Source organism: Kribbella sp. (assembly GCF_035687465.1).
In the GTDB taxonomy this organism is placed as follows: domain Bacteria; phylum Actinomycetota; class Actinomycetes; order Propionibacteriales; family Kribbellaceae; genus Kribbella.
Genome location: NZ_DASRXP010000649.1, coordinates 1 through 7,291, shown reverse-complemented (window position 1 = coordinate 7,291; position 7,291 = coordinate 1). Strand labels below are relative to the sequence as shown.

General features: G+C 67.9%; 6 protein-coding genes. 2 read left to right on the top strand and 4 right to left on the bottom strand.

Going from position 1 to position 7,291, the window contains the following annotated elements; genetic code table 11:
• The first annotated feature begins 735 nt into the window (after positions 1–735).
• On the top strand, positions 736–1,350 hold the full coding sequence (locus VFG33_RS34620; RefSeq protein ID WP_325057235.1) for an RNA polymerase sigma factor: 615 nt from the start codon (positions 736–738) through the stop codon (positions 1,348–1,350).
• A complete protein-coding gene (locus tag VFG33_RS34615; protein ID WP_325057234.1) occupies positions 1,350–2,252 on the top strand; it encodes a hypothetical protein in 903 nt (300 codons plus the stop codon). Before VFG33_RS34620 ends, VFG33_RS34615 begins: the two co-directional genes overlap by 1 nt.
• 54 nt (positions 2,253–2,306) lie before the next feature.
• Here VFG33_RS34615 and VFG33_RS34610 read toward each other — a convergent pair whose 3' ends face one another.
• The 4 genes from VFG33_RS34610 to VFG33_RS34595 all read right to left on the bottom strand — a co-directional run bounded on the left by VFG33_RS34610 (position 2,307) and on the right by VFG33_RS34595 (position 7,205).
• Positions 2,307–3,260, bottom strand: coding sequence for a glycoside hydrolase family 19 protein (locus VFG33_RS34610; RefSeq protein WP_325057233.1), 954 nt, complete (start codon positions 3,258–3,260; stop codon positions 2,307–2,309).
• A 115-nt stretch (positions 3,261–3,375) separates the two neighbouring features.
• Positions 3,376–5,163, bottom strand: coding sequence for an aspartate--tRNA ligase (gene aspS, locus VFG33_RS34605; RefSeq protein WP_325057232.1), 1,788 nt, complete (start codon positions 5,161–5,163; stop codon positions 3,376–3,378).
• Entirely contained in the window at positions 5,160–6,518 is a 1,359-nt protein-coding gene (hisS, locus tag VFG33_RS34600) for a histidine--tRNA ligase (protein ID WP_325057231.1), read from the bottom strand. The genes aspS and hisS overlap by 4 nt, the downstream gene beginning before the upstream one ends.
• A gap of 6 nt (positions 6,519–6,524) precedes the next feature.
• A complete protein-coding gene (locus tag VFG33_RS34595; protein WP_325057230.1) occupies positions 6,525–7,205 on the bottom strand; it encodes an MBL fold metallo-hydrolase in 681 nt (226 codons plus the stop codon).
• Between the last annotated feature and the right edge of the window lie 86 nt (positions 7,206–7,291).

Below are 7,291 nucleotides of genomic sequence, written 5' to 3'. Positions count from 1 at the left end.
AGGTAGGCCCGTCCGGGCGGATGCCGCGCCGTTGGACCGATGCCGGTCTGTAGGACGCTATCGGTCGAGCAGGCGGCTATCGGCCGGCGGGGTTCATCGGCTGGTCCGCCTGGTGGTGTGCGCGTTCCGCTAGGTGGTTCGGGCGGTTCGGGTGGTTCGGGTGGTTCGGGTGGTTCGGGTGGCTCCGGGTGGCTCCGGGGCGGTGATTGTGTCGGGGGTTCGGACAGGTCGTGGGGACCTGGGACAAGGTATTTGTTGTCCGAGGCCCCGATTTGGTGTTCAAGGTCCCGACTTCTGGACTGAGATCTCCCAGCACGGCCGAATCCCCAGGTCTTCTTCCATCGAACGCGTTCGGCCCTGCCCCGACGTAATTCCTGAACCTGTGGCCGTACTTCCCAGCGGCTCCGGGCGTAGCTGCGTCCTTCCCTGGTCGCGGTGAGGTGTGTCAAGGGTCGAACTTGTTCGAGCCCGAAGGGCCGCGAAGCGCCCTTGACACGCCTCACCGCGACTAGCACCATCACGCAGCCCGGCGACGCGAACCACATGCACCTACCGACCGACGAACCACCTGAGCCCGGCGTACCGGCGTACCGGCCAGTGTTTAGCCGAGGCCCCCAGTCGTTTTGCCGAGGGCGTCGAATTGGGCTCGGGTTGGGTGGGTGGTGTCGCCGGCCGTGATACCGACCGACGGAGTACTGCAGGCAACCCGCAGGCGGGGAGCGGACCCTGTTAGGTATGACCATGGCTTCGAGTCGGCCCGACGGACCGCCGCCTGGTGGGCCGCAGTCGGACCACGAGTTGTGGGACGCCCTGCGCCAGCGCGACCCCGAGGCCCTCGGCAGCCTCTTCAGCCGGTACTCCGGAGTCATCCACACGTACGCCGTCCGGCACACCGGCTCCTACGGGTCAGCCGACGACGCAGTACAGGCCACGTTCATCACCGCCTGGCGCCAGTTCGCCCGCTCAGACCCCGGCCCACTCCGGCACGAGACAGCGCGAGCCTGGCTCCTGACGATCGCACGCAACGAACTACGCAACACCGCCAGAGCCAAACGACGGCTGACCCAGTTCATCAACAGACAACCGGACGCGGCGCACCACCCGGACCACGCCGACGCGATCGCGGCCAGAGTCGACTCGGAGAAGTACATCCGCGCAGTACGCCAAGCACTGCGCCAACTCCCGCCGCATGAGCGCGAGACGATCGAACTCGTCTACTGGGCCGAACTCCCCCTCGCCGAAGCCGCCGTAGTGCTCGGAGTCGCCGAAGGCACCGTGAAGGCGCGACTCTCCCGCGCCAGACGTCGCCTCCCAGCCCTGCTCAACCACCCCGGACCGGAGGATTCCTGATGAACCTCACCACCCCACCCCCGGTCGAAGACCTCGCCCGAGCCGACGAACTCCGCGCCGCCCTGGTCCAACACGCCCGCAGATCCCAGCAGCGTCGCCGCCCGACCTGGGCCCCGATCCTCGCGGCCGCCACCGGCATCGCCGTCATCACCACCGGCGTCGTAGTACTCAGCCAAACCGGCAACAACGGCACCGCGCTTCCACCCGCCACCACACCGAGCAGCACCGCGATACCGCCAGATGTCCCCAAGCCCGGCGGCAACATCCCCCAAGTCCCCGCGAACCAGTCGCCCAGACAGTCGCTCGATCTCGGTCCGGCCTCGGACGCCGAAGCCGTGGCCGCCGCACGGACCTGCCTGGCTGACAAGACCCCGGAGGACAGCGATCCGATCCCGTTGACTCCCGCCGAAGCGGACACCGCGACCTCGCGCCAGGCGCGCTGGATCAAGCTCATGTCCGGCGTCTTCGCAGCGGGCGACCCGAATCGCGCGATCGCCCAGACCTTCATCACTGCGAAGGGCGACTGGATCCAGTGCCTGGGCGGCCAACTGCTGCGAAGCTACCCCAGCGGCTGGGGCGGCCTCACCCGGGACGAGGCCCTGAAGCTCACCCAGGACAACCCCGTCAACGGCCGGTGGACCTTCTCCCCCATCATCACGCCGGGCGGTCCGATCATGCCGCTCGAATCCTCCTTCGTCACAACCCCGAACATCGTCCGCCTTGAGCTCCGATTCCGCTCCCAGCACGGAGCGAGCCCCTGGTACGGCGTCCCCGTACTCGACGGCGCCGGCTACATCACGATCTCCCAAGGCGGCATCTTCAATGACGACCCCCTGGAGATCGACTACCGCGCCTTCGACCAATCTGGCACCCAGGTCTACGCCAACACCAAGCACCGCTAGCCGGACCGGTCGGGCACCAGAAGTGGAGCCCGACCGGCAGGTTGGGTAGGCGGGTCAGCCGACCGTGCCCGGCGTCTGTCCGAGAGCCTCGAACTGGGCCTTGGTGAGCTTGCTCGTGTCACCGGCGAGCGCCGCCGGGCGGGTGCAGATCACGCCGGCCGGGACAGAGCCGCTGAGGTACCGCAGTGCGTTCTTGAAGGAGTCGCAGCGCCGCGTGTCCTCGGCTCCCGCGGGATAGCCGATGGCGGCGTTGACCTTGCCCATGTTGAGCGCGTCCGCGAACGGATTGATGTTGCGGGCAACAGTCCAGTACCACCGGGCGATCGGCGCACTCCATTGCAGGGAACGCGCCAGCTCGGGGTTGCCGAGCAGATCGATGCCGAAGTACTGGCCGGCCGGTCGGTAGTTGAAGTCGCCTGTCAGCTGGATGTAGCCGCGGCCGCCGTACAACCGGGTGTCGCCGATCTCGCGGATGTTGTACTCCAGCCGCGACTCGTGCACGAGCGTCGCCAGGAACGCGGCCTTGCGGCGCGGGGTGTTGATGTTGGCGTCGCGCATCGCCTGGTTGAGCGACGGGAGACCGGTGTTGACCAGCGTGGGGTTCGCGATCCGCGTGCCGAACATCGCCTGTACGTCGGCCAGAGTCACGTCGCCAGACGGCGGCTCAGGGTCAGGCGGGCAGTCCGGTACGCCGGGCAGCTTGGTGCCCGGGGTGTTGATATAGCCGACTGTGGCGTATCCGCCGTGAGCCGGAAGGTGGGCCCACCAGGTGGTGGCAGCCCGGCCCGGCACGGTGACCGAGTCGCCGGAGCGCTGGCAGTCCACCTCGACCGAGGTCGGGCCGGCCAGGACTTTGACGACGGCCGCGGACAGGTAGGCGTCCGCGCGGATGTTGAGGTTGGTGGCTGTGGTCTGGAAGGCGACGGCGTGAGCCGGGGTGGCAGCGACCAATGCGGTCGCGGCGACCCCGGCCAAGGCCAGGCCGATACTCAGAATGCGCTTGAGCATGACGACTCCTGGACGGAGGGGCGGGAGCGCCGTGAAGATCTGTCAACAAACCCTCACAACCCCGTCACTTTCCCACCACTCACCATCAGTTGCTCAAGTACGCAACACGCAGCCGTCAGCCCTTGGCGGTGTCCGCCTTGGGCTCGGGCTTGGCGTCGACGCCGGCTTCCTTGCGCTGTTCCGGGGTGATCGGCGCCGGCGCGGACGTCAGCGGGTCGAACCCGCCGCCCGACTTCGGGAACGCGATCACGTCGCGGATCGACTCCGCGCCCGCCAGCAGCGCGGTGATCCGGTCCCACCCGAACGCGATCCCACCGTGCGGCGGGGCGCCGAACTTGAACGCATCCAGCAGGAAGCCGAACTTCTCCGTCGCCTCCTCGTCGGTCAGCCCCATCACCTTGAACACACGCTTCTGCACGTCCTCGCGATGAATACGGATCGACCCACCACCGATCTCGTTCCCGTTGCAGACGATGTCGTACGCGTACGCCAGCGCACTGCCAGGATCCGTGTCGAACGTCTCCAGCGAATCCGGCTTCGGCGACGTGAACGCGTGGTGCACCGCGGTCCACGCACCCGATCCGACAGCGACATCACCAGCGGCAGTCGCCTCATCGGCCGGCTCGAACAGCGGCGCGTCGACGACCCACAGGAAGGACCACGCCGACTCGTCGATCAGCCCACCGCGACGCCCGATCTCCAACCGAGCCGCGCCCAGCAGCGCCCGCGACGACTTCACCGCGCCCGCAGCGAAGAAGATGCAGTCCCCCGGCTTCGCCCCAACGTGGTCTGCGAGGCCGGCGCGCTCTTCCTCAGACAGGTTCTTCGCGACCGGCCCACCAAGCTCGCCGTCCTGCCCGACCAGCACGTACGCCAGACCGCGCGCCCCACGCTGCTTCGCCCAGTCCTGCCACGCATCCAGCTGCTTGCGCGGCTGGTCCGCTCCGCCCGGCATCACCACGGCGCCGACGTACTGCGCCTGGAAGACCCGGAACGGCGTGTTCTTGAAGTACTCCGTGCACTCCACCAGCTCGAGACCCATCCGCAGATCCGGCTTGTCGCTGCCGAACCGCGCCATCGCCTCGGCATACGTCATCCGCTGGATCGGCGTCTGCACCTCATGCCCGGCGAGCTTCCACAGTTCGACCAGGATCTCCTCGGACAGCGCGATGATGTCGTCCTGGTCGACGAAGCTCATCTCGATGTCGAGCTGCGTGAACTCCGGCTGCCGGTCGGCGCGGAAGTCCTCGTCGCGGTAGCAGCGCGCGATCTGGAAGTACCGCTCCATCCCCGCCACCATCAGCAACTGCTTGAACAGCTGCGGCGACTGCGGCAACGCGTACCACGAACCCGGCCGCAGCCGGGCCGGAACCAGGAAGTCCCGAGCACCCTCCGGCGTCGACTTCGTCAGCGTCGGGGTCTCGATCTCCACGAAGTCGTGCCGGTCCAGCACGCCCCGGGCGGCCTTGTTCACCTTGCTGCGCAGGCGAATCGCGTCGCCCGGTCCTTGGCGGCGCAGGTCGAGGTACCGGTACTTGAGCCGGACCTCCTCGTTCACCGGCGTCGCGTGGTGCTCCTCGACCGGGAACGGCAGCGGGGCCGCCTCGTTCAGCACCTCGACCTCGGCCGCGATGATCTCGATCTCGCCGGTCGGCAGGTTCGGGTTCGCGTTGCCCTCGGGGCGGGGCGAGACGTCACCGACGATCTTCAGGCAGTACTCCGAGCGCAGGTCGTGCGCGGCCTCCTCGTCCCGGATGACCACCTGGACCGTGCCGCTGGAGTCGCGCAGGTCGATGAACGCCACGCCGCCGTGATCGCGCCGCCGCGCCACCCAGCCCGCCAGGACGACGGTCTGTCCGGTGTGCTCGGCACGCAGCGAGCCTGCGGAATGGGTACGGATCACGAGTTCTCCTGAGGGGTTTCGAGCTGCGTCGTTGCGACAGCGGGTCGTACGTCGTCCGCGGGCGGGGCCCAGGTCGCCGGATCGGCCGGTACCTGGTCGCCACTGCGGATGTCCTTCACTTCAGGACCGTTCTCGGTGCTGAACCAAACGAAAGGAATCCCCCGCCGGTCCGCGAACTTGATCTGCTTGCCGAACTTCGCCGCCGCCGGCGCCACCTCGGTGGGAATCCCCCGCGCCCGCAGGGCCGCCGCGGTCCGCATCGCCTCTGAGCGCTCGTCTTCGTTGTTCAGAGCAACCAGTACTGCGGTCGGCGTACTGCGGGAACCCTTCAGCAGACCCTGACTGAACAACCGGGCGAGCAGACGGGACACCCCGATCGAGATCCCAACGCCCGGATAGGTCGTCTTCCCGTCGCTGGCGAGAGCGTCGTACCGGCCACCCGAGCAGATCGAGCCGTACGACTCGTGGCCGATCAGCTGGGTCTCGTAGACGGTGCCGGTGTAGTAGTCGAGGCCGCGGGCGATCTTCAGATCGGCGACCAGGAGGCCGGGGGCGTGCTCGTTGGCCGCGGTCATGATCGTCGCCAGCCGCTCGAGTCCCTCGTCGAGGATCTCGTGCTGCACGCCGAGCGCCCGGACCTGCTCGACGAACGAGGCGTCCGTCGAGGAGATCTCCGCCAGCCGGAGCACCTGCTTGGCCGTCTCCGCCGCCAGTCCCGGTCCGTCCGCCGCGGTGAGGAGCTGGGTGACCTTGTCCGGGCCGATCTTGTCCAGCTTGTCGACGATCCGTAGTACGGGCGCGACGTCCTCGATGCCGAGGCCGCGGTAGAAACCCTCGGGGATCTGCCGGTTGTTGACCTGGATCCGGAACGGCGGGATGGGCAGCTTGCTGAACGCGTCGGCGATCACCAGCGGCAGCTCGACCTCGTAGTGGAACGGCAGACTGCCGTCGCCGACGATGTCGATGTCGGCCTGGGTGAACTCGCGGTACCGGCCTTCCTGCGGGCGTTCGCCGCGCCAGACCTTCTGGATCTGGTAGCGGCGGAACGGGAAGGCGAGCTTGCCGGCGTTCTCCAGGACGTAGCGCGCGAAGGGCACGGTCAGGTCGAAGTGCAGTCCGAGGCCGGGGCCTTCGTCGTCGACGGACGCACCCAGGCGCCGGACGGCGTAAATCTCTTTGTCAGCGTCCTCGCCCTGATTCGACAGCCGCTCGATCGGCTCCACCGCGCGGGTCTCGATCGAGGCGAAGCCGTGCAGCTCGAACGTCTCCCGGATCACGTCGAGGAAGTGCTGCTCGACGATCCGGTCCGACGGGAGGAATTCGGGGAACCCGCTGATCGGGTTGATCTTGCTCATGACTTTCTAGCTCTCCAGGTCCTGCAGGTAAGGGTTGGTCGCCTTCTCCCGGCCGATCGTGGTCTGGCCACCGTGACCCGGCAGGACGACGATCTCGTCGCGCATCGGCAGGATCTTGGTGGCCAACGTATGCAGCATGGCCGGATGGTCGCCGCCTGGCAGATCCGTCCGGCCGATCGACCCGGCGAACAACACGTCACCGGAGAACAGCACCGCGGGGACGTCTTCGGGTCCCTCGTACGGCGTGGTGAAGGTGACCGAACCCCGGGTGTGACCGGGAGTGTGGTCCACGGTGAACTGCAGGCCCGCGAGCTCCAGGCTCTGGCCGTCCTTGAGCTCCGCGACGTCGTCGGGCTCGGCGAAGGTGTAGTCACCGCCGAGCAGCATCCGCGCACTCTCCGCGCTCATGCCGGCGAACGGGTCGCTCAGCATGTGCCGGTCGTCCGGGTGGATCCAGGCGGTGCTGTCATAGGCGCCGCAGACCGGCAGTACCGAGAACATGTGGTCGATGTGGCCGTGCGTGAGCAACACCGCGACAGGCTTCAGCTTGTTCTCCCGGACCACGTCCTCGACGCCGGACGTCGCGTCCTGGCCGGGGTCGATCACGATGCACTCCGCGCCCTGGCCGGTAGCGACGACGTAGCAGTTCGTACCCCACGATCCCGCGGGGAACCCGGCGATGAGCACGACAGACCTTCCTGGAACGGTTCGGGACCATCCAAGGCTACCGGTGCCGCCCCGCCGGGATCGAACCGGATTGTGCTCCGCGCGAT